Here is a 20,609-nt window from a genome sequence, read left to right on the forward strand (position 1 = left end):
AAACAAAACTGCCCTCACGCGGAGGGCAGTAACCGGAGGCGTTCGCGCTTATTCTGCCGCGACCGCTTTTTGCGCCAGTTTATCCAGCAGCTTCTGATGAATGCCGCCGAAGCCGCCGTTGCTCATCACCAGAATATGGTCACCCGGATGCGCGGTTTTCACGATCATGTCCACCAGCGTATCGACATCGGCGCTCCAGTGCGCCGGCTGTACGCAGGCTTCCGCCACTTCCGCCACCTGCCACGGGATATGCTGCGGCTGTAGCAGGAAGACTTCATCGGCGCGGCCGAGAGACGGCGCCAGATCGTCTTTGCAGACACCCATTTTCATGGTGTTGGAACGCGGCTCCAGCACCGCCAGAATACGCGCGGTGCCGCCGACTTTGCCGCGCAGCGCCTGCAGCGTCGCGAGAATGGCCGTCGGATGGTGGGCAAAATCGTCGTAAACGGTCACGCCGTTGGCTTCGCCGCGTAGCTCAAGGCGACGTCGGGCGTTGATAAAGCTGCCCAGCGCGTTAGCGGCATCCGCCGGCACCACGCCGACATGACGCGCCGCGGCAATCGCCATCAGGCCGTTGTGCATATTATGCTCGCCGACCAGCGCCCAGTTCACTTCGCCAACTTTTTCGCCGTCGAGCAGGACTTCCCACTGCGAGGCATCGGCGTTGAGTTTCTTCGCCTGCCAGTGGCCCTGTTCGCCCACCAGCTCCTGTTCGCTCCAGCAGCCCATCGCCATCACCTGCTTCAGGTTGATGTCGCTCTCCGGCAGAATAATTTTGCCCTTGCCCGGCACGATGCGCACTAGGTGGTGGAACTGTTTCTGAATCGCTTTCAGGTCGTCAAAGATATCCGCGTGGTCAAACTCAAGGTTATTGAGGATCAGCGTGCGCGGGCAGTAGTGAACGAACTTGGAACGCTTGTCGAAGAAGGCGCAGTCATATTCATCGGCTTCAATCACGAAGAACGGGCTGTCGCCCAGGCGTGCGGAAACATCGAAGTTCCCCGGTACGCCGCCGATAACGAAGCCCGGCTTATAGCCGCAGGCTTCGAGGATCCACGTCGCCATCCCGGCGGTGGTGGTTTTACCGTGGGTACCGGCGACGGCCAGCACCCAGCGGTCGCGCAGAACGAAGTCGTGCAGCCACTGCGGGCCGGACATGTACGGAATGTTGTTTTCCAGTACCGCTTCGACGCACGGATTACCGCGGGTCATAGCGTTGCCGATAATCACCAGGTCCGGCTGCGGGTCCAGTTGGCTGGCGTCGTACCCCTGAATCAGATCGATGCCCTGATTTTCCAGCAGGGTGCTCATTGGCGGATAAACATTAGCATCCGAGCCGGTTACTTGATGCCCGAGGGAACGTGCCAGCATTGCCAGCCCCCCCATAAACGTGCCACAGATTCCTAAAATATGAATGCGCATTCGTTACTTCCCTCATTAATCTGACCCGCATTTTACCCATATGTAGGCCCCCTGAGAAATGCATTTCAGGCAAATCTGCATTTGCTGGCGCGATTCACCTGTGCGCAGTTTTTTTATTATTTGTTAAGATTGTTGCGTTCGTTTTACTCAACATAAAAATGCAGGGAACGAGTTATGAAAACGTTAGGTGAATTTATTGTCGAAAAGCAGCACGAGTTCTCCCACGCTACCGGTGAGCTGACTGCTTTGTTGTCGGCAATAAAACTGGGCGCCAAGATCATCCACCGCGATATCAATAAGGCCGGTCTGGTCGATATCCTGGGTGCCAGCGGTGCGGAAAACGTTCAGGGTGAAGTTCAGCAGAAGCTGGACCTGTTCGCGAATGAAAAATTAAAAGCTGCACTGCGCGCACGTGATATCGTCGCCGGTATCGCCTCGGAAGAAGAAGATGAAATCGTGGTCTTCGAAGGGTGCGAACACGCCAAATACGTTGTGCTGATGGATCCGCTGGATGGCTCCTCCAACATTGACGTTAACGTCTCCGTGGGGACTATCTTCTCTATCTACCGCCGCGTCACGCCGGTCGGTACGCCGGTCACCGAAGAAGACTTCCTGCAGCCGGGTAACAAACAGGTTGCCGCGGGTTATGTGGTTTACGGCTCCTCCACCATGCTGGTCTACACCACCGGCTGCGGCGTGCACGCCTTTACCTACGACCCGTCACTCGGCGTCTTCTGCCTGAGCCAGGAGCGGATGCGCTTCCCGGAGAAAGGCAAAACCTACTCCATCAACGAAGGTAACTACATCAAGTTCCCGATGGGCGTGAAGAAATACATCAAGTACTGTCAGGAAGAAGATAAAGAGACCCAGCGCCCGTACACCTCGCGCTATATCGGTTCTCTGGTGGCCGACTTCCACCGTAACCTGCTGAAAGGCGGCATCTACCTGTATCCGAGCACCGCCAGCCACCCGCAAGGGAAACTGCGTTTGCTGTACGAATGCAACCCGATGGCGATGCTGGCGGAACAGGCTGGCGGCAAAGCCAGCGATGGTAAAGAGCGTATTCTCGATATCATCCCGGAAAGCCTGCACCAGCGCCGTTCGTTCTTCGTCGGCAACGACCACATGGTAGAAGACGTCGAGAACTTCATTAAAGAGTTCCCGGACGCTTAATTTCTACCTTCCCTTCCCGCCCTGCGGGAAGGGAGTTCCCTGTTAGCGATTCATCGCCCCGCCCACGCGAGTCACCGCCGCATTCTGGCGATTTTCCCACAGCACCGTCAGCCCGCGCTGCAGCGCAATGAAGATAAACAGCAGGATGCCGATGGCAATCTTCGTCCACCATGAACTGAGCGTACCGTCAAAGTTGATGTAGGTCTGAATAAGCCCCTGAATCGCCACGCCGAACAGCGTCCCCAGGACCGTTCCGACGCCACCGCTAAGCAGCGTGCCGCCTATCACCACCGAAGCGATAGCATCCAGTTCCACGCCGACGCCCGCCAGCGCGTAGCCCGCCTGGGTATAGATAGAGAAGACGATGCCGGCAAGCGTCGCCAGCCCGGTCGACAACATATAGATGCGAATGGTGGTGCTACGCGTCGAAATGCCCATCAAATTGGCCGACGTGGCGTTGCCGCCGATAGCATAAACCTGGTTGCCAAAGCGGGTACGATGGGCGAGGAAAATTCCCAGCACCACCACCAGCAGCATCAGCAGCCCCATCGCGCTCAGGCGGCCGCCGCCGGGGATGGTCCACGCCAGCCCGGACAGAGTGTCATACAGCGGATGGTTAATAGGAATCGACTCTTCCGAGACCAGATAGCTCACGCCGCGCAGGAAAAACATACCGGCGAGGGTGATGATAAATGCCGGAATTTTCAGCGCATCGATCAGCAATCCCATAAACGCGCCGAAGGCGCAGCCCATGGCCAGTACCAGCGGAAAGGCCAGCAGCGGCGAGATCCCCCAAAAGCCGATCGCTTTGGCAAGAAACACGCCGGTGAAGGCAATCACCGACCCGACCGACAGATCGATACCGCCGCTGAGGATCACGAAGGTCATGCCGACGGCGATGATCCCAAGGAAAGCGTTATCGGTCAGGATATTGCAAATCACCCGCGTCGAAGCAAAACCCGGAAACTGGGTCAGGCAGTAGAGATAGCCCAGCACGAATACCGCGAGGGTGATCATCAAAGGTAAATTACGTTTTATCACGGCCGCGTACCCCTTTCAGTAGACCGATAAAGCGCGGCGACTGAACGATCAGTACGCACAGCACCACCACCGCTTTCACCACCTGGTTGAGCTCCGGCGGGAAACCGGAGAGTAAAATCCCGGTGTTCATTCCCTGGATAATCAACGCCCCCACCACCGACAGCAGCAGATTGAAGCGCCCGCCCATCAGCGAACCGCCGCCGATCACCACCGCCAGGATGGCGTCCAGTTCCAGCCACAATCCGGCGTTGTTGGCGTCGGCGCCGCGGATATCCGCCGCCACGATAATGCCGGCAATCGCCGCGCAAATACCGCTTAGTACATAGGCCAGCATCACCACGATGCGGGTATTCACCCCGGCATTCTTTGCCGCACGGATATTGATCCCCACCGCCTCAATAAACATGCCGAGCGCGGTCCGGCGGGTAAACAGCCAGAACAACAGTAGCGTTGCGACGGCAATAATCACCGGCGTCGGCAGCAGCAACAGGGAGCCGCTGCCGAGCCAGGAAAGCGCCGGTGAATCAAAGGTGACTATCTGCCCGGAGGTAATCAGCTGCGCGACGCCGCGCCCGGCGACCATCAGGATAAGCGTGGCCACAAAAGGCTGGATCTTCAGCACGGCCACCAGAATGCCGTTCCACAGGCCGGCCAGCGCGCCTGCGCCCAATGCGGCGAGCAGCACCACCGGCAGGCTGTGCCCGGCGACGGTCATTGAGGCGGCGGTCGCTCCGGCGATAGCCATTACCGCACCGACCGACAGATCGATGCCGCCGGTGGCGATGACCAGCGTCATGCCAATCGCCAGCAGCGCCACCGGCGCCGCGCGGTTGAGAATGTCAATCGGGCTGCCAAACAGCCGCCCATCCTGCAGCAGCACCTGGAAGAAATGCGGCGCCACCAGGCTATCCACCGCTAATACCAGCAGGAGAGCGATAATTTGCGGCATCCCTTTCGGCCAGCTAAAGCGCCGTTTTGGCTGTCCGCTTTGTGATACGGTTCTGGGCATCATGCTAGGCTCCTTATGCCGCAATCGCGTTCATGATCGCCGGGACCGATAGCTCGGCAAGCGGGATTTCCGCCACCTGCTGGCGATCGCGCATGATGATCACCCGGTCGGCGTAGCCCACCAGCTCTTCCAGTTCGGAGGAGATAACCAGCAGCGCCAGGCCATCGGCGCAGAGGGTTTCTATCAGGCGAATAATCTCGGCGTGGGCGCCGACGTCGATACCGCGCGTCGGCTCATCGAGGATCAGGAACTGGGGTTTGGTCAGCAGCCAGCGCGACAGCAATACCTTCTGTTGGTTGCCGCCGGAGAGAAATTCGATCGGTTGTTCAGCGCTGGGAGTGCGAATGCCTAGCTGGCGAATAAAGCGTTCGGCGATCTCATGCTGTTCACGGCGCGGGATCGGCCGCAGCCAGCCGCGCTGCGCCTGTAGCGCCAGCACGATATTTTCCCGCACCGAAGCAGCGGCGATGATGCCGTCGGTTTTACGATCTTCCGGACAGAAGCCAATGCCGAGGCAGGAAGCCTGATGCGGCGAGCGCAGCGTTTGCGGCTTGCCCTTGATCCACGCTTTACCGCTGTCGGCAGGCTTGATGCCAAAAATGACCTCCGCCGTTTCAGTGCGCCCGGATCCCAACAGCCCGGCCAGGCCGACGATCTCGCCCGGCCGCACCTGCAGAGTAAACGGCGCAATCGTGCCCTTCTTGCCAAAATCTTCAAACGCCGCCACCGGCTTATCGCTAAGCAGCGTGCGCCCGGCGCGCTGCAGCGCCTGATGGTCCAGCTCGCGCCCCAGCATCATTTTGACCAGGTCGATTTGCGGCAGCTCGCGGGTCTCCCGACAGCCGACGAAACTGCCATTGCGCAGCACGGTAATACGGTCGCTGACGGCATAGACCTGGTCGAGAAAGTGGGTCACGAAAATCAGGCTGACGCCGTTATCGCGCAGCTGGCGCATCAGGGTGAACAGCATCTCCACTTCCTGAGTGTCCAGGCTGGCGGTCGGTTCATCGAGGATTAATACTTTCGCCGACAGGTCGATGGCCCGGCAGATGGCGACGATTTGCTGCATCGCCACCGAAAAACGGTTCAGCGGTTCGCGCACGTCGAGCGAGAAGCCGTAAGAGGCCATCAGCGCGGTAGCGCGTTTTTCCATCTCTTTGCGCCGCAGCAGACCAAAGCGCTTCGGCTCGCGGCCAATAAACAGGTTATCCGCCACCGACATATTCGGCAGCAGGTTAACTTCCTGGTAAACGGTGCCGATACCCAACTGCTGAGCGTGGGCGGTGTTTTTCGGCGATATTTGCTGCCCTTCCAGCCAAATCGCCCCGCGTTCGGCATGGTACACGCCGGTGAGCGCTTTTATCAGCGTCGATTTTCCGGCGCCGTTTTCGCCCAACAGGGCCATGATTTCGCCGCGCCGTAGGCTGAAATTAACGTTATCCAGCGCTTTGACGCCGGGAAAGAATTTGCTTAATCCTTCGGTGCGGAGGATTTCCTGATGTTGGTCGGTGGTCATGATTCCCCCTGCATCACGCCGGATGGCGCTACGCTTATCCGGCCTACAAAAGAGCGCAATGTAGGCCGGGCAAGCGTAAAGCCCCCGGCATTTTCATGAAGGCTTAGTAGCCCATATTTTTCTTCTTCTCTAACTCTTCTTTTGCCGTATCCGGCAGGTAGAGGGTCGATTTGGTGATGGTCAGCTTCTCAGGCAGGGTGCCGTCTTTTTTGTATTTTTCCAGCGCATCAAACGCCGGACCGGCCATATTCGGCGTCAGCTCGACGCTGGCATTCGCCTCGCCGGCAATCATCGCTTTATAAATATCCGGCACGCCGTCGATAGAACCGGTGAGGATATCTTTGCCCGGCTTCAGCCCGGCCTCTTTGATGGCCTGAATCGCGCCGATGACCATGTCATCGTTATGGGCGTAGACCATGCAGATGTTCTTGCCGTTATTCTCCGCTTTGATAAAGCTCTCCATCACCTCTTTCCCCTTACTGCGGGTGAAGTCGCCGGACTGCGAGCGGATAATCTTGATGTTGGACGCTTTGGCAATCGCCTCGGCGAAGCCTTTCTTACGATCGATAGCGACGCTGGCGCCCACGGTGCCCTGGAGCTCCACGACGTTACACGGCTTGCCATCAACGGTTTTCACCAACCAGTCGCCAATCAGTTGGCCTTCCAGCACGTTGTTGGCGGTGACGGTGGTCATATACAGCGACTTATCTTTAACGTCGATCGAACGGTCGAGGAGGAACACCGGGATATTGGCCTCTTTCGCTTCTTTTAGCACCGGCTCCCAGCCGGTCGCCACCACCGGCGCGATAAAGATCGCGTCCACGCCCTGGGCAATGAATGAGCGCACGGCTTTAATCTGGTTTTCCTGTTTTTGCTGACCATCGGCAATCTTCAGGGTGATGCCACGCTTCGCCGCTTCTTCCTTAGCAACATTCGTTTCGGCCGCGCGCCAGCCCGATTCAGAGCCGACCTGCGAAAATCCTACGGTCAGGTTGGCGGCCATCGCCATAGACGACATAGCTGCCGAAACCGCGGTGACGAGAAGTAAGCGCTTCCACATAAGATGTTCCTCGTAGGGTTATTGTTGGTTAAATGCTCACCTGCGAACAAACTATAGACAATCCGTTATGTAACTGAATGCGTTACATCACACTTCGAAAAAGTAAATAAAATGTTAATTAGTGCGATTTGTCTGAGCTGAGCGGCGATAAGGCTTCCCGCCCAACGGCATGCCCTGCGCTAATGACGAAAATTTGCCTTCTGGATAACCGCCGCTCGCAACATTGAAAACGGTTACACAAAATTATTCAGAATGTAGCTATCTTTATGGATTTTAGGGTTATCTGATGAGGAGAAATTCAGACGCTTCCCCCCATAGCCAGGCAAAAAGAAGCGAAGACATTCGATGTGAGTTGGCTATAATACCGGGCACTTGTTTGCCAAACATTTTTAAAGGAAACAGACATGAGCTTACTCAACGTACCTGCGGGCAAAGAGCTGCCGGAAGACATCTACGTCGTTATCGAAATCCCAGCTAACGCAGACCCAATCAAATACGAAGTTGACAAAGAGAGCGGCGCACTGTTCGTTGACCGTTTCATGTCCACTGCGATGTTCTATCCGTGCAACTACGGCTACATCAACCACACCCTGTCCCTGGACGGCGACCCGGTTGACGTGCTGGTCCCGACTCCGTACCCGCTGCAACCAGGCTCAGTTATCCGCTGCCGTCCGGTTGGCGTACTGAAAATGACCGACGAATCCGGTGAAGATGCCAAGCTGGTTGCGGTACCGCACACCAAGCTGAGCAAAGAATACGATCACATCAAAGATGTGAACGACCTGCCGGAACTGCTGAAAGCCCAGATCACTCACTTCTTCGAGCACTACAAAGATCTGGAAAAAGGCAAGTGGGTTAAAGTCGACGGTTGGGACAACGCTGAAGCGGCTAAAGCTGAAATCGTTGCTTCCTTCGAGCGCGCTAAACAGAAGTAATTCTGTTTATCCAGCATAAAAAACACCGCCTCCGGGCGGTGTTTTTGTATGGGCCTGTTCTGGTTTCAGACGGCCAAAAAACAACGCCACCCGAAGGTGGCGTTGCCGTTTTCAATTACTGGTCTCTGTCCAACCAGTTTCCGCTCTCAATCTGCGCAAACCCCTCGACGGAGCGCTGGTAGACATACATCCACGCGCTGCCGTAAGGCGTTTGGATCAGATGGCGCGCGTATTCACCGCCCTTGGTGCGCAGCGCATCCAGCTCGGCCAGCGTCGATGCGTCGATACGATACACTTCACCATGTACTGTGCCCTCGCCCGGCACCGCGCCTGGATAGTGGCCCAGGCTGTACAGCTGATAATCGTCGACACTATGAGCGCCCAGCAACTGGGCGTTGGTCATCCAGTGGCTGTTGCCTTGTTTGCGTCGTAAACTGCCGTAAACAAATATTCGCATTGCTAAAACTCAAACTGATAGAGCAAATCGAGAGCCTGGTCTACGCCAGACACCGCTTCCATATATAGCTTAGGCATCAGGCGATAACGCAGGGTAAGCGTCGCCAAAGAGTCGAAGATGCCGACGCCGTATTTTACCTGAAGACCTGGCAGCACATAGCCGCTGACTACCACCTGGGAGGAGTCGCCTACCCCCTGGGTATCCAGCGCCAAATTGCTTACGCCAAACGTCTCGCCGATTTTACCCACAACCTGACCACTTTGTGCAACCCCCATTCCAATAAGCATTGAGGTCATTGCCGCACTATCGCTCTGTTCGCTGCCTAAACCCTGACCGCGTAACAGATAAGAAAGCGCTTCCTGCTGCGACATTGCCGGGTCGGAGAAGATCTCGGCCTTCGGCTGATCGGCAGAACCGGTGACGCGAACGCCGGCGATCACGTCGTCTTCGGTGGCTTCCGGGTTACGAATCGCTTCGATATTGAGCAGCGGCTGATCCGGCGGCCCGGAGAACAGCAGCTCGCCTTTACGCACGATCAGATCCTGACCATAAGCGTGGAAACGACCTTCCGGAATATTGATCTGGCCATTGAGCCCCAGCCCCTGCTTATCCTGCGCCACTTTCAGATCGCCGGTCAGACGCGCTTTCAGGCCGAAAGCGTCCAGACGCACGTTGTTGCCGACGTTAATCGTCAGGTTGCTGTTGATCGGAATACCGGCGCTCTGCGGCTTAATCGGCTTCAGATCTTTATCCAGCATCACCTCATCGGAAGAGACGCCCACCGCGCTCTCCGGCACCTCGTTCACCACAATACGCGCCCAAGGTACGTCAACGCGGCCATCGAGGTTAAACAGGCTTGGCGTGGCGGTAAACACCACGTCCGGAGAAACATCCAGGCGGACCATCGGCGGCACGGTAATGCGCACCCGGCTGCCCTTCGCCGCAATCTGCGCGCGCCAGTTGTCGATTTGCGTCCAGTCGGCGTTGCCGCTCAGCGCAATCTGCCCCTGTTTGGTATTCACCGTCCCCTGTAGGGTCGAACGCGTTCCGTTAAAGTTCATCGCCAGTTGGCTCGGTTGCATATCAAACGGCATAAAGTTGCCGTCGATATCAACGCCGCTGAGCTGCATCTGACCAAACAGCTGCGGGCTCTGTAAGTTGCCGCCCAGACGCAAACGAGCATTAAGCTTGCCTTCCGCTTTCTCGCCGCGAGCGAAGATCGGGTTAATCATCGCCAGCGAGAAGTTGCTGATGTTGACGTTGCCGCCCAGGTTACGCCGCCCCTGCGGGTCGGTCACCTCCACCTGGCCATCAAGCTGGCCGTTGTTGGTCAGGCGTATCAGCCAGCCCAACTGCGCCCGGTTGTTATGCAGGTCGGCGCTGAGGTTAAGCGTATCGAAAGCCACCGGCAGCGGTGCGTCGTTGACCGTCTGGGTGACTTTGACGTTGCGCCCGCTGAGGGTGACTTTGCCCTGCGGCAGCCCCTCTTTGGTGGTGTCCCAGCTCACATCGGCGTTACCGCTAAACACGCCGCTTGCCTGGGTCGCCTCCGGCATAAACGGCTTCAGCATCGCCAGATCGAAACGGTTGAGATTGACCACCGCGCGCCCGCTGGCGCCGGCATCGATGGTCTGCGGTACGCACAGCTCGGCATTCGGGTTGCTCCAGCAGTGCGGCCCGATGCTGATTTTCTGTTCTTGATTACGGTAATCCAGCGCAATGTTGCGCGTCAGCGCCACCGGCCCTACCGGCGTCTGGAAACGGGTATTGCTCAGGGTGCCCTTCCAGCGCTCCTCTTTACGATCGAAGCTGCCCGCCAGCGTCAACTGGCCCGACACCGGCTCGCCCTGTACGCGCAGCTGTAAATCGTGCTGCTTCTCGGTACCTTTGGCATTCAGCTGCACCAGGCTGATGTTAACGCCCGGCTGGCTGATACGATCGACGCGTACGTCAAGATTGCCGCCAATCTGGTCGCTGGATTTGACGTCGCCTTTGACGTTGACCTGGGCTACCGTCAGTTCCTGCCAGCGTAAAGCGCGAGCGGTGATATCCGCCAGCAGCTGCGGCGCATCGATGGTGCCGCGCACCTTCAGCAGACCTTTCGCCGTACCCCCCAGCCCCGGCAACGCATTGTCGAGATGCGGCGCATCGATGGTGGCGTCGAGATTGAGGTCTTTCACCCCCAGCTCGCCTTTCACATCGGCGCTGTTTGGGCCAAGCGCCAGATGCAGTCCCGGCACTTTCCACTGCATATAGCTGTTACCCTGCAGCGAACCGTGGACATCCACTTTATTCTGTTTCACGTTGCCGGTAATTTTCAGCTCAGGAACCGCCATCTGCCAACTGCTGCCATACAGGCTACCCTGGGTTTTGATAATCCCGTTCAGCTTCGACGGCCAGTCCGGCACCTCTTTGGCGGTATTAATGCCATCGAGGGTCAATTCGCCGCGCCAGCTGATCGCCTGCTGCCAGTCGAGCAACGCTTTCAGTTCGGTTTTCCCCTCCAGCGCCGCTACGGTCAGCTTATCCAGGTTCACCTGCTGTTCATTGCCTTTAGCATTAAGGGTAATTTTAGCCGGCGGCAGCGACTGCCCTTTCACCGCGGTACTAAACGCCATGGTGTAGTCGGTCATTTTGCCGCTGAATTTCAGATGCAGATCATCCGCCTGGAACTGTTTCTCGCCGGTAAACGGCCAGTACAGCTGCTTACTCTTCACTTCCATATTCAGCGGCAGACCGGCTTCCGCCAGCTGCGCTTCGGCGCGCAGGGTCATGGCCACCGAGCCGGCTAAATCAACGCCGACCTGCAGTTTTTTACGCAGCTCGCCGCCTACTTTCAGCTTTACCTTCTCGCCTTTCAGCGGGTCGATGTTCAGCGTGCTGTCGAGGGTGATGTCGACCGGCCAGTTATCCTGCAGTTGCGCGGTGCCGGAAGCGGTAACCTTGCCCTGGTCGGAATCGACGTCCAGCGCATCAAGTTTCATCTGCCCGTCGATGCTGCTCACCTTCAGCAGCAGGTTGTAGACGGTCATATCGGTGTCGCCGGTCAGGCGCAGCTGTTCGCCGCGGAACTCCTGAATATTAAGGTTCAGCGGCAGATGCACATCGACCATTTCCGGTAGCACCGGCTGCGAGAACAGATCTTTCATCGTCTCGCCAAGCGGCTTCTCTTCCGGTTTCGGATGGTCAATTTTCGGCTCCACCACCTGCTCCTGCGCCACTTTTGCTACCTTCGGCAGGGCGATAAGCAAGCCCTGGAGCGAAGTCGGCGTCAGGGTCAGGTTTTTCTCCTGCCAGTTCAGGCCGGTGGAGAAATCGCGCAGCGAAACGGCGGTATCGTCGATTTTGACATTGACGTTATGCAGCGCCACGCGACTGAGGGTAATGGGGTATGGCGTCGAGAGGTTCAGCGGGCCGGAATCTTCTTCCTCTACCGGCGCTGAAGGCGGCATCTTTTTGGTATCGATAGCGACGTAGATATCACGCAGCGAGATATCGTTAACGCACAGGCTGCTATCCCACAGGCAGCGCAGCTTGACGCCGAGATGGAACTGGCCGGCCGTCACCGCTACGCCCGGCTGTTCGAAGCGCACGTTCTGTAAGGTCAGGTCACGCCAGCCGCCGGTAACCTTGCCGATCTCCAGCCCCGGCACCCAGCGGTCCGCCGCTTTCAGTACCAGATGCAAACCGGTAGTAGTGCCGACTAAAAAGCCAACCGCACCAATCAGCAACACTAAAAAGAGTAATACGCCGAGGCTTATCTTCTTCCATAAACTCATAATTCAGGCCCCAGACCGATATAAAACTGTAAACCGTGTTCTTCTTTGTCGCCGATAGGTCTGGCGATATCCAGCTTGATCGGCCCGACCGGCGATTGCCAGCGCACGCCGACGCCCGCGCCGGTTTTAAAATCGCTTTTACGGATGTCGCTTACCGCTTCGCCGCTGTCAATAAACATCGCCCCCCACCATTTTCCGGTGACGTTGTATTGATACTCCAGCGAGCCTGTCGCCAGCTTTGACGCACCGATCAGCTTGCCGTCGTCGTCTTTCGGCGAGATCGATTTGTATTTATAACCACGAATGCTGCGGTCGCCACCGGCGAAGAAACGCAGATCCGGCGGGACTTTGCTGAAGTCATCGGCTTCAATCCAGCCGAGGTTGCCGCGCACCACGAAGCGGTGGCGGTCATAGAGGGTGCGGATCCACACGTCCTGCGCCTGCATGACGATAAAGTTAATGTCCGAGCCCCACATGGTGTTGGAGTAGTCCACCGAATAGCGCTGGGAATCGCCCCAGGTTGGCATCAGGCCGCCGCGGGAGCGGGTCCGGTTCACCGAGACGCCGGGATAAAGCAGCATGGTGGTATTGGTGACGTTAGCCTGGGTAAAGTGGTCCAGACTCCAGCGCAGATTAATCGCGCGCTGCCAGCCACTCGACATCTCCCAATAGCGCGACAGCGCCAGGGTGGTGGAGTCGGCCTTGGTATCGTTAAGGTCGGTACGCTTAAAACCGCCCTGCATCAGGTAATACTGCTCAAGCGGGCTTTTTAACAGCGGGACTTTGTAGCTGAAATCGAACTGCTGCTCCGGCGCGGAGAGGCTGATGCTGGAGCTCAGGCTGTGGCCGTAGGAGTTCATCCACGGCTTTTTCCACGTCGCTTTCACGCGCGGCCCGACGTCTGTCGAATAGCCGACCCCGGTTTCCACGGTGTTCTCTTTGCGTGGCGAAACGACGCCCTGCAGAGGCAGCACCTTGGTTTTGCGTGATTTATCAAACTGCGGCGCGACGACCACCGAGTTAAACCAGCCGGTCGCCGCCAGGCGGCGGTTCAGCTCCGCCAAATCCTGCGAGGTGTAATAATCCCCCTGTTTAAAGGGCACCAGACTTTGCAGGTACTCTTCGCGGATCTGCGAACCGGTAAAACTTACCGGACCAAAGCGGTAGCGCTCGCCGCTGTTGTAATCGATATCCCAGAAAGCCTGATGGCGGTCGAGCGACACGCCGAGCTGGCTTTTATTGAACTCACTATCGAAATAGCCTTTACGCAGCGCCACCTTGGTGAGCGAGCTTTTGAAGCCGTCATAATCGCTGTGATTAAGTACCGTGCCAATTGCCGGACGCGTTTTCAGCAGGTCCAGATAATCGTGGTCGGTGCGCGCGCCGCCGCGCAGGATCACCTCGGTACCGCCAATGCGCACCGGCTCGCCGGGAGTTACTTTGGCAATCAGTACCTGGCGCCCTTTTTTGGGCGGCGGACGTAGATCGAAATCGATGGTGGGTTCATAGTAACCCAGCGCTTTCAGCCCCTCGCGGATGGCGTCATCGACGCGCGCGCGAAAACGACGGTCCGGCGTGACTTCATCGCTCTGGATCGTGGATAGTTGGGCGCGGACGTTTTTTTCCAGTTCCCCGGATAACCCCTCAACCTGCAAACGCACATTCGCTGCGCTGGCGACCCCGCTGACCAGCAAAAGGCTGGTAACGCATATCTGGCGGATTTGTTGCACGTGTTCTCCTGAATATCCTTGTTTCCCCCCGAAGGAAACGCAAGTGCCGCTCCACGGCTTAACAAAACCCTAACAACTAAGGGTTGAAAAAGTGACGGTAACCCAAATAATTCTTATGTTTAAATTTAGACGTATTGAGCGTGTTTATTGTCTAAAAAGATACGCGACGTTACAACCTTAACCACAAATTGCGAGGCCAACCGTGAGTCTATTTGATAAAACGCATCTTGTCGCCCAGGCGGATGCACTACCGGGGCGCAACACGCCGATGCCGGTAGCAACGCTCCACGCCGTTAACGGCCACTCAATGACCAATGTTCCTGAAGGAATGGAGGTCGCGCTGTTCGCGATGGGCTGCTTCTGGGGCGTCGAGCGTCTGTTCTGGCAATTGCCGGGGGTCTACAGCACCGCGGCGGGCTATACCGGCGGCTACACGCCAAATCCAACCTATCGCGAAGTCTGCAGCGGCGACACCGGGCACGCGGAAGCGGTGCGTGTGGTGTATGACCCGCAGGTCATCAGCTATGAACAACTGCTGCAGGTTTTCTGGGAGAACCACGATCCGGCGCAAGGGATGCAGCAGGGTAACGACCACGGCACGCAGTACCGTTCGGCTATCTACCCGCTGACGCCAGAGCAGCTTGAAGCGGCGCAGGCCAGCATGCTGCGTTACCAGGCAGCGATGCGCGACGCCAACGACACCCGCGAGATCACCACCGAAATCGCCACGGCGAAACCGTTCTACTATGCCGAGGACGATCATCAGCAGTATCTGCACAAAAATCCGTACGGCTACTGCGGTATCGGCGGGATTGGCGTTTGCCTCCCCCCGCAGGCGTAATCCTGAAGAGTAAGGCCGCTGGCGAGAATAATTATCGCTCTGGTGGCTTTACAGACATTTACGCTATACTACGCTGTGTCATAGCCGGTCCAGCGCCTTCGGACCGGTTTTTTATGTATTCCACATTAAAAGAGTTATCCACTTCCCTTCCGAGGATCTGGCCTCAACGGTCAGAAAAGATATGTTAAACAGTATTTTAGTAATACTTTTCCTTATTGCCGTCAGTGCATTTTTTTCGATCTCTGAAATCTCACTGGCCGCATCACGTAAAATCAAACTCAAATTGCTGGCTGATGAAGGCAATGTGAACGCGCAGCGCGTTCTCAAAATGCAGGAAAACCCTGGCACCTTCTTCACCGTCGTGCAGATCGGCCTTAACGCCGTGGCCATTCTCGGTGGTATCGTCGGCGATGCCGCCTTTTCGCCTGCTTTCCACAGCGTACTGAGCCGCTACATGTCGCCGGAGCTTTCCGAGCAGCTGAGCTTTATTTTCTCCTTCACCCTGGTCACCAGCCTGTTCATCCTGTTTGCTGACCTGACGCCGAAACGCATCGGTATGATTGCGCCAGAAGCCGTGGCTTTGCGCATCATCAACCCGATGCGCTTCTGTTTACTGGTCTTCCGCCCGCTGGTGTGGCTGTTTAACGGCATGGCGAACAACATCTTCCGCCTGTTTAAAATCCCAATGGTGCGTAAAGACGACATCACCTCTGATGATATTTACGCGGTGGTGGAAGCCGGTGCGCTGGCCGGGGTACTGCGTAAACAGGAACACGAATTAATTGAAAACGTCTTTGAGCTGGAGTCCCGTACCGTCCCCTCTTCGATGACTCCGCGTGAAAACGTGATTTGGTTCGATCTGCACGAAGACGAGCAGAGCCTGAAGAATAAAGTGGCGGAACATCCGCACTCCAAGTTCCTGGTATGTAACGAGGATATCGATCACATCATCGGCTACGTCGATTCCAAAGACCTGCTGAACCGCGTACTGGCAAACCAGAGTCTGGTGTTAACCGGCGGCGTGCAGATCCGCAATACGCTGATCGTGCCGGATACCCTGACCCTCTCTGAAGCGCTGGAAAGCTTTAAAACCGCCGGCGAAGACTTCGCGGTGATCATGAACGAATACGCGCTGGTGGTGGGGATTATCACCCTCAACGACGTCATGACTACCCTGATGGGCGACCTGGTCGGCCAGGGGCTGGAAGAACAAATCGTCGCCCGCGATGAGAACTCCTGGCTGATTGACGGCGGGACGCCGATCGACGACGTGATGCGCGTGCTGGATATCGATGAATTCCCGCAGTCCGATAATTACGAGACCATCGGCGGCTTTATGATGTTCATGCTGCGTAAGATCCCGAAACGCACCGATGCGGTGAAGTTCTCCGGTTACAAGTTTGAAGTGGTGGATATCGATAACTACCGTATCGACCAGCTGCTGGTCACCCGTATCGATAACAAACCAACGGTGCTGGTACCGAAACTGCCTGATATCGAAGAAGCGGCGAAAAAAGAGAAAGGTGCGGCGTAAGCGGCCCTGAAAACATCAACGGCTCCCATCGGGAGCCGTTTTTTTTCGTGCCGTCATACCACGTTATGCGGTCTCTGTTTGCAGACGCATAACCTGACGATTGACCTCGGACATCACTGAGAAGTGCAGCTTGTCCTTAACCTTCGGGATAAGGATTTTGCCCTTATCAAATTCAAAAGCGCCAACGTCCTTGATGTACAACCGTCCACGAAACAGGATCTTCACGTACTTCGCCACTTGCAGCGGATTGTAGCGTTGGAAAATTTTCATTGTTGTCTCCTGCCAGGGTTACGCTCCTGCGGTGCCACAGTTAGCCCGCGTATCGGGAGCGCAAATTTTAATGCCCTAAAACTATAGTCCAGATTTCCGAAGTCACCCAGTCTGTAGAAGTTTTTTTACCCTTTGATGACAATAATTCAGAATTTTCGTTTCAGGCATACGTAGTTGTTAGTATAAGTTTCCGTTTTTTATTGAATGTGTGCGTTGGCACGCAAACTGGCATCACGCTTGCGGGTAATGGCGACAATTCGCACTTATCATTAAACAAGACCAAGTGGTCGGATCACCTGCATATAAAAAAGGATATCTCATGACCCTACGTAAGTTGCTGGCGGTTTCCGCCCTCCTGTTGCCGTTAATGGCTTCGGCACATAATTTTGTCGACGGTCAACGCGTCGCGCCGGTAGGCATCGCCGACCGCGGAGAACTGGTACTGAGTAACGATAAGTTTAGCTACAAAAACTGGAATAGCTCGCAGCTGGCGGGAAAAGTGCGCGTCATCCAGCATATTGCCGGGCGCACCTCGGCAAAAGAGAAAAATGCCAATCTGATTGAGGCGATTAAGGCGGCTGGCCTGCCGCACGACCGCTACCAGACCACCACCATCGTCAATACCGATGACGCGATCCCCGGTTCCGGGATGTTCGTGCGCAGCAGCATTGAGAGCAATAAACAGCTCTATCCGTGGTCGCAGTTTATCGTCGACAGCAACGGTCTCGCACGCAAAGCCTGGCAGCTCGATGAAGGCAGTTCGGCGATTGTGGTGTTAGACAAAGACGGACGCGTTCAGTGGGCAAAAGACGGCGCGCTGACCCAGCAAGAGGTACAGCAGGTTGTCGGCCTGCTGCATAAGCTGCTTAATAAATAGAGACGCGGAAGCCGGGGTTGAGGAAGGATTCACGCGGCGTGTAGTCGAGGGTTTTACCCTGCCAGTCGTGAACGTGCGCCCCGGCGGCTACCGCGACCGCATGACCGGCGGCAGTGTCCCAGGTGCTGGTCGGCCCGAAGCGCGGATAGAGCTGCGCCTGGCCTTCCGCCACCAGGCAGAATTTCAGCGACGAACCGATTGAGGTGGTCTGGTGCTCGCCCAGTTGCTCCAGATACTCCTGCAGCTCCGGATCGTTACCATGGGAGCGGCTAATCACCACCAGCGGCGGGCGAGCATCGCGAACCTGAATCTGCTTGCGCACGCCGCACTCTTCTTTCCACGCCTTGCCATTTTGCGCGCTGTACATCACTTTCATCACCGGCGCGTACACCACGCCCAGCGTCGGTTTGCCGTTTTCAATCAGCGCGATATTAACGGTGAATTCGCCGTTGCGCTTGATAAACTCTTTGGTGCCGTCCAGCGGATCGACCAGCCAGTAGCGCTGCCAGTGCTGCCGCACTTCCCACGCCGGCGGATCCTCTTCGGAGAGGATCGGGATTGCTGCATCCAGCGCCTGCAGGCCGCTGACAATGACTTTATGCGCGGCGATATCCGCCGCGGTAACCGGAGAATCATCCTTTTTGCTGCTCACATCCATCGGCTGGTTCCCATCGTAGACATCCATGATGGCATCGCCCGCGGTCCGTGCAAGCTGACATACTTGTTCTAACATTCTCCACCTCTTCTGGTTACAGTGGCGTTAACTCGTTGTTTTATTTATATCGCATCATCACCAGTTCCGCTATCTGTGATAACACTAGCGGTTTCCATTCACGCTTTTCTGGCAGAATTCACAATTCTGTAAGCAACAGAATGTAAATACATTTTCTTTTGTGCCATTGCTCATAAAAAAGGACGCCTCTGATGATTAAGTTTAGCGCAACGCTGCTGGCCACGCTGGTGGCGGCCAGCGTCAACGCGGCGACGGTCGACCTGCGGATCATGGAAACCACCGATCTGCACAGCAATATGATGGATTTCGATTACTACAAAGATGCCGCGACGGAAAAATTCGGCCTGGTCAGAACCGCCAGCCTGATTGAAAAAGCCCGCGCGGAAGCGAAAAACAGCGTGCTGGTGGATAACGGCGATGTTATTCAGGGTAGCCCACTGGGCGACTATATGGCGGCAAAAGGACTTAAAGAGGGGGATGTGCATCCGGTTTATAAGGCGATGAACACCCTGAATTACGCCGTCGGCAATCTGGGAAACCATGAATTCAACTACGGTCTCGACTTCCTGCACAAGGCGCTGGCCGGGGCGAAATTCCCCTACGTTAACGCCAACATTATCGATCTCAAAACCGGCAAACCGATGTTTACGCCCTACCTGATTCAGGATACCGAGGTTCAGGATAGCGATGGTCAACCCCATACCCTGCGCATCGGCTATATCGGTTTTGTGCCGCCGCAGATCATGACCTGGGATAAAGCTAACCTCAGCGGCAAGGTGAAGGTCAACGACATCACTGAAACCGCGCGTAAGTATGTACCGGAGATGCGCGCGAAAGGCGCTGATGTGGTAGTCGTGGTTGCGCATTCCGGCCTCTCCGCCGACCCCTATCAGGCAATGGCGGAAAACTCGGTCTACTACTTAAGCCAGGTGCCGGGCGTTGACGCCATTATGTTCGGCCACGCCCACGCGGTGTTCCCCGGTAAAGACTTCGCCAGTATTAAAGGCGCGGATATCGCCAAAGGTACGCTGAATGGTATTCCGGCGGTAATGCCGGGAATGTGGGGCGATCATCTCGGGGTGGTCGATTTGGTGCTGAATAACGACAGCGGTAAATGGCAAGTGACGCAGGCTAAAGCCGAAGCGCGACCTATTTACGACGCGGTAGCGAAAAAATCGCTGGCGGCGGAAGATAGTAAAATGGTGGCGGTGCTGAAAGCCGATCACGACGCCACTCGCGAATTCGTCAGCAAGCCTATCGGCAAGTCCGCCGACAACATGTACAGCTACCTGGCGCTGGTGCAGGACGACCCGACGGTGCAGGTGGTCAACATGGCGCAAAAGGCCTATGTCGAACACTACATTCAGGGCGATCCGGATCTGGCGAAGTTGCCGGTGCTTTCCGCCGCCGCGCCGTTTAAAGTCGGTGGGCGTAAAAACGATCCGGCAAGCTTTGTCGAAGTGGAAAAAGGCCAGCTCACCTTCCGTAACGCCGCCGACCTCTATCTCTACCCGAACACGCTGGTGGTGATGAAGGTAAGCGGTAAAGAGGTCAAGGAGTGGCTCGAATGCTCCGCCGGGCAGTTTAACCAGATTGACCCCGCCAGCAGCAAACCACAGTCGCTGATTAACTGGGACGGGTTCCGCACCTATAACTTCGACGTGATTGACGGCGTCAATTACCAGATCGACGTCAGACAACCGGCGCGCTACGACGGCGAGTGCCAGATGATTCACCCGCAGTCAGAACGCATCAAAGACCTGACCTTTAACGGTAAGCCTATCGATCCGCAGGCCACCTTCCTCGTCGCCACCAATAACTATCGCGCCTACGGCGGCAAATTCGCCGGTACCGGCGACAGCCATATCGCTTTTGCCTCCCCGGACGAAAACCGTTCGGTGCTGGCGGCGTGGATTGGCGCACAGTCGAAGAAAGATGGCGCGATCCATCCGGCGGCGGATAACAACTGGCGACTGGCGCCGATCCACAGCAAAACGCCGTTGGATATTCGCTTTGAGACCTCGCCTGGCGACAAAGCCGCGGCGTTTATCAAAGAGAAAGCACAGTATCCGATGCGGCAGGTGGCGACTGATGATATCGGTTTCGCTATTTATCAGCTGGATTTGAGTCAGTAATGCCTGTTCCCCGGTGGCGCTGCGCTTACCGGGGCTACAAAACGAAGCTGGCCTGTAGCCCGGATAAGGCGCCAGCCGCTATCCGGGTACATCTCCC

16 protein-coding genes are annotated in these 20,609 nt (G+C 56.6%); 6 read left to right on the forward strand and 10 right to left on the reverse strand.

Features of this window, described 5'->3' with window-relative positions; all coding sequences use genetic code 11:
* Window positions 1-48: 48 nt before the first annotated feature.
* Window positions 49-1,422 carry a UDP-N-acetylmuramate:L-alanyl-gamma-D-glutamyl-meso-diaminopimelate ligase gene (gene mpl / locus ABLU86_RS15720; RefSeq protein WP_015368582.1) on the reverse strand — a complete coding sequence of 458 codons (1,374 nt, stop codon included), beginning with the start codon at window positions 1,420-1,422 and terminating at the stop codon, window positions 49-51.
* 174 nt (window positions 1,423-1,596) lie between these two features.
* Between mpl and fbp the strand changes: the two genes are divergently transcribed.
* Complete coding sequence (gene fbp / locus ABLU86_RS15725) at window positions 1,597-2,595, forward strand: class 1 fructose-bisphosphatase (RefSeq protein ID WP_015368583.1); 999 nt, start codon at window positions 1,597-1,599, stop codon at window positions 2,593-2,595.
* A 42-nt stretch (window positions 2,596-2,637) separates the two neighbouring features.
* On the opposite strand, the gene yjfF is transcribed toward fbp, so the two are convergent.
* From yjfF to ytfQ, 4 genes are all read right to left on the reverse strand, one after another.
* The gene (yjfF, locus tag ABLU86_RS15730; protein ID WP_015704198.1) at window positions 2,638-3,636 is read right to left on the reverse strand and encodes a galactofuranose ABC transporter, permease protein YjfF; all 999 of its coding nucleotides are present in this window, start codon (window positions 3,634-3,636) and stop codon (window positions 2,638-2,640) included.
* Window positions 3,623-4,648, reverse strand: coding sequence for a galactofuranose ABC transporter, ATP-binding protein YtfT (ytfT, locus tag ABLU86_RS15735; RefSeq protein ID WP_063443413.1), 1,026 nt, complete (start codon window positions 4,646-4,648; stop codon window positions 3,623-3,625). The genes yjfF and ytfT overlap by 14 nt, the downstream gene beginning before the upstream one ends.
* Window positions 4,649-4,658: 10 nt before the next feature.
* The gene (gene ytfR, locus ABLU86_RS15740) at window positions 4,659-6,161 is read right to left on the reverse strand and encodes a galactofuranose ABC transporter, ATP-binding protein YtfR (protein ID WP_015704196.1); all 1,503 of its coding nucleotides are present in this window, start codon (window positions 6,159-6,161) and stop codon (window positions 4,659-4,661) included.
* Window positions 6,162-6,264: 103 nt separating this feature from the next.
* Window positions 6,265-7,221 carry a galactofuranose ABC transporter, galactofuranose-binding protein YtfQ gene (ytfQ, locus tag ABLU86_RS15745; RefSeq protein WP_020079801.1) on the reverse strand — a complete coding sequence of 319 codons (957 nt, stop codon included), beginning with the start codon at window positions 7,219-7,221 and terminating at the stop codon, window positions 6,265-6,267.
* Between the two features lie 404 nt (window positions 7,222-7,625).
* Here ytfQ and ppa point away from each other — a divergent pair, with 404 nt between their 5' ends.
* Window positions 7,626-8,156 (forward strand): inorganic diphosphatase, encoded by a 531-nt coding sequence (gene ppa / locus ABLU86_RS15750; protein ID WP_015368588.1) that lies wholly within the window; start codon window positions 7,626-7,628, stop codon window positions 8,154-8,156.
* A gap of 115 nt (window positions 8,157-8,271) precedes the next feature.
* On the opposite strand, the gene ABLU86_RS15755 is transcribed toward ppa, so the two are convergent.
* Genes ABLU86_RS15755 through tamA form a run of 3 tightly spaced genes read right to left on the reverse strand, consistent with a single transcriptional unit; the run spans window position 8,272 to window position 14,122 of the window.
* Window positions 8,272-8,613 carry a gamma-glutamylcyclotransferase gene (locus ABLU86_RS15755; protein WP_015704194.1) on the reverse strand — a complete coding sequence of 114 codons (342 nt, stop codon included), beginning with the start codon at window positions 8,611-8,613 and terminating at the stop codon, window positions 8,272-8,274.
* Window positions 8,614-8,615: 2 nt separating this feature from the next.
* Entirely contained in the window at window positions 8,616-12,392 is a 3,777-nt protein-coding gene (tamB, locus tag ABLU86_RS15760; protein WP_348796213.1) for an autotransporter assembly complex protein TamB, read from the reverse strand.
* On the reverse strand, window positions 12,389-14,122 hold the full coding sequence (gene tamA / locus ABLU86_RS15765; RefSeq protein WP_032706723.1) for an autotransporter assembly complex protein TamA: 1,734 nt from the start codon (window positions 14,120-14,122) through the stop codon (window positions 12,389-12,391). Before tamA ends, tamB begins: the two co-directional genes overlap by 4 nt.
* Window positions 14,123-14,324: 202 nt before the next feature.
* Between tamA and msrA the strand changes: the two genes are divergently transcribed.
* On the forward strand, window positions 14,325-14,963 hold the full coding sequence (msrA, locus tag ABLU86_RS15770) for a peptide-methionine (S)-S-oxide reductase MsrA (RefSeq protein ID WP_015368592.1): 639 nt from the start codon (window positions 14,325-14,327) through the stop codon (window positions 14,961-14,963).
* Between the two features lie 181 nt (window positions 14,964-15,144).
* The gene (locus tag ABLU86_RS15775; protein WP_015368593.1) at window positions 15,145-16,497 is read left to right on the forward strand and encodes a hemolysin family protein; all 1,353 of its coding nucleotides are present in this window, start codon (window positions 15,145-15,147) and stop codon (window positions 16,495-16,497) included.
* A gap of 63 nt (window positions 16,498-16,560) precedes the next feature.
* Here ABLU86_RS15775 and ABLU86_RS15780 read toward each other — a convergent pair whose 3' ends face one another.
* Window positions 16,561-16,767, reverse strand: a complete 207-nt coding sequence (locus ABLU86_RS15780; RefSeq protein WP_015368594.1) for a DUF1107 domain-containing protein — start codon at window positions 16,765-16,767, stop codon at window positions 16,561-16,563.
* A 319-nt stretch (window positions 16,768-17,086) separates the two neighbouring features.
* Here ABLU86_RS15780 and ABLU86_RS15785 point away from each other — a divergent pair, with 319 nt between their 5' ends.
* On the forward strand, window positions 17,087-17,644 hold the full coding sequence (locus ABLU86_RS15785; protein WP_032709693.1) for a YtfJ family protein: 558 nt from the start codon (window positions 17,087-17,089) through the stop codon (window positions 17,642-17,644).
* Here ABLU86_RS15785 and cysQ read toward each other — a convergent pair.
* Complete coding sequence (cysQ, locus tag ABLU86_RS15790) at window positions 17,634-18,377, reverse strand: 3'(2'),5'-bisphosphate nucleotidase CysQ (RefSeq protein WP_015704189.1); 744 nt, start codon at window positions 18,375-18,377, stop codon at window positions 17,634-17,636. The two genes, ABLU86_RS15785 and cysQ, sit on opposite strands and share 11 nt — an antisense overlap.
* A 191-nt stretch (window positions 18,378-18,568) precedes the next feature.
* On the opposite strand from cysQ, the gene cpdB reads away from it, so the two are divergent.
* Window positions 18,569-20,512, forward strand: coding sequence for a 2',3'-cyclic-nucleotide 2'-phosphodiesterase (gene cpdB, locus ABLU86_RS15795; protein WP_045364929.1), 1,944 nt, complete (start codon window positions 18,569-18,571; stop codon window positions 20,510-20,512).
* Window positions 20,513-20,609 lie beyond the last annotated feature (97 nt).

Source organism: Klebsiella sp. JN_Kp121, from assembly GCF_040062145.1.
GTDB lineage: Bacteria > Pseudomonadota > Gammaproteobacteria > Enterobacterales > Enterobacteriaceae > Klebsiella > Klebsiella aerogenes.

Bases quoted from the DNA above. Each gene is read 5' to 3' on its own strand.
- mpl (WP_015368582.1), bottom strand. From the start codon at position 1,422: ATGCGCATTCATATTTTAGGAATCTGTGGCACGTTTATGGGGGGGCTG.
- fbp (WP_015368583.1), top strand. From the start codon at position 1,597: ATGAAAACGTTAGGTGAATTTATTGTCGAAAAGCAGCACGAGTTCTCC.
- ytfT (WP_063443413.1), bottom strand. From the start codon at position 4,648: ATGATGCCCAGAACCGTATCACAAAGCGGACAGCCAAAACGGCGCTTT.
- ytfR (WP_015704196.1), bottom strand. From the start codon at position 6,161: ATGACCACCGACCAACATCAGGAAATCCTCCGCACCGAAGGATTAAGC.
- ytfQ (WP_020079801.1), bottom strand. From the start codon at position 7,221: ATGTGGAAGCGCTTACTTCTCGTCACCGCGGTTTCGGCAGCTATGTCG.
- ppa (WP_015368588.1), top strand. From the start codon at position 7,626: ATGAGCTTACTCAACGTACCTGCGGGCAAAGAGCTGCCGGAAGACATC.
- ABLU86_RS15755 (WP_015704194.1), bottom strand. From the start codon at position 8,613: ATGCGAATATTTGTTTACGGCAGTTTACGACGCAAACAAGGCAACAGC.
- tamB (WP_348796213.1), bottom strand. From the start codon at position 12,392: ATGAGTTTATGGAAGAAGATAAGCCTCGGCGTATTACTCTTTTTAGTG.
- ABLU86_RS15775 (WP_015368593.1), top strand. From the start codon at position 15,145: ATGTTAAACAGTATTTTAGTAATACTTTTCCTTATTGCCGTCAGTGCA.
- ABLU86_RS15780 (WP_015368594.1), bottom strand. From the start codon at position 16,767: ATGAAAATTTTCCAACGCTACAATCCGCTGCAAGTGGCGAAGTACGTG.
- ABLU86_RS15785 (WP_032709693.1), top strand. From the start codon at position 17,087: ATGACCCTACGTAAGTTGCTGGCGGTTTCCGCCCTCCTGTTGCCGTTA.
- cysQ (WP_015704189.1), bottom strand. From the start codon at position 18,377: ATGTTAGAACAAGTATGTCAGCTTGCACGGACCGCGGGCGATGCCATC.
- cpdB (WP_045364929.1), top strand. From the start codon at position 18,569: ATGATTAAGTTTAGCGCAACGCTGCTGGCCACGCTGGTGGCGGCCAGC.